The sequence below is a fragment of the Zestomonas carbonaria genome (genome assembly GCF_904061905.1).
GTDB lineage: Bacteria > Pseudomonadota > Gammaproteobacteria > Pseudomonadales > Pseudomonadaceae > Aquipseudomonas > Aquipseudomonas carbonaria.
On the sequence record NZ_CAJFCI010000038.1, the window covers coordinates 1 to 1,553 of the forward strand.

The following is a 1,553-nucleotide window of genomic DNA, read 5'->3' on the forward strand; positions in this document are numbered from 1 at the left end:
AATGGCCAGAATGAGAGCAATCGAAGCCGCGGTGCTGGTGATGCGTCGCGAGGGCATCGACACCGCGTTCGGCATTCCCGGTGCCGCGATCAACCCGCTGTACGCCGCGCTGAAGAAGATCGGCGGCATCGACCACGTCCTGGCCCGTCACGTCGAAGGCGCCTCGCACATGGCCGAGGGCTACACCCGCACCAACCCGGGCAACATCGGCGTGTGCATCGGCACCTCCGGCCCGGCCGGCACCGACATGGTCACCGGCCTGTATTCCGCCTCCGCCGACTCCATCCCGATCCTCTGCATCACCGGCCAGGCGCCGCGCGCGCGACTGCACAAGGAGGATTTCCAGGCGGTCGACATCACCAGCATCGTCAAGCCGGTGACCAAGTGGGCGACCACCGTGCTGGAGCCCGGCCAGGTGCCCTATGCCTTCCAGAAGGCCTTCTACGAGATGCGCAGCGGCCGCCCCGGCCCGGTGCTGATCGACCTGCCGTTCGACGTGCAGATGGCCGAGATCGAGTTCGACATCGACGCCTACGAGCCGCTGCCGGTGCAGCGCCCGGCCGCCAGCCGAGCCCAGGCCGAGAAGGCCCTGGCCCTGCTGAATGCCGCCGAGCGCCCGCTGATCGTCGCCGGCGGCGGGATCATCAACGCCGATGCCTCGGCCAAGCTGGTTGAGTTCGCCGAGCTGGTCGGCGTACCGGTGATCCCGACCCTGATGGGCTGGGGCAGCATCCCCGACGACCACCCGCTGATGGCCGGCATGTGCGGCCTGCAGACCTCGCACCGCTACGGCAACGCCACCCTGCTCGAGTCCGACCTGGTGTTCGGCATCGGCAACCGCTGGGCCAACCGCCACACCGGTTCGGTGGACGTCTACACCGCCGGGCGCACCTTCATCCACGTCGACATCGAACCGACCCAGATCGGCCGGGTGTTCATCCCGGACCTGGGCATCGTCTCCGACGCCGGCAGCGCGCTGGACGCCTTCCTGGCCGTCGCCCGCGAGTGGCAGGCGGCCGGCAAGCTCAAGGACCGCAGCGCCTGGGTCGAAGCCTGCCGCGAGCGCAAGCGCTCCCTGCAGCGCAAGACTCACTTCGACAACATCCCGGTCAAGCCGCAGCGCGTCTACGAGGAGATGAACGAGTTCTTCGGCAAGGACACCTGCTACGTCAGCACCATCGGCCTGTCGCAGATCGCCGGCGCGCAGTTCCTGCACGTCTACAAGCCGCGCCACTGGATCAACTGCGGCCAGGCCGGCCCGCTCGGCTGGACCGTGCCGGCGGCCCTCGGCGTGGTCAAGGCCGATCCTTCCCGCCAGGTGGTGGCGCTGTCCGGCGACTACGACTTCCAGTTCATGATCGAGGAGCTGGCGGTCGGCGCGCAGTTCAACCTGCCGTACATCCACGTGCTGGTGAACAACGCCTACCTCGGCCTGATCCGCCAGGCGCAGCGCGGCTTCGAGATCGACTACTGCGTGCAGTTGTCGTTCGACAACGTCAACGCGCCGGAGCTCGGCGGCTATGGCGTCGACCACGTCGCGGTGGTCGAGGGCC

1 protein-coding gene is annotated in these 1,553 nt (G+C 68.4%); it reads left to right on the forward strand.

From position 1 onward, the window contains the following. Position 1: 1 nt before the first annotated feature. A partial coding sequence (gene gcl / locus PSEWESI4_RS09285) for a glyoxylate carboligase (RefSeq protein WP_235978906.1) occupies positions 2–1,553 on the forward strand: 1,552 nt, incomplete at its 3' end.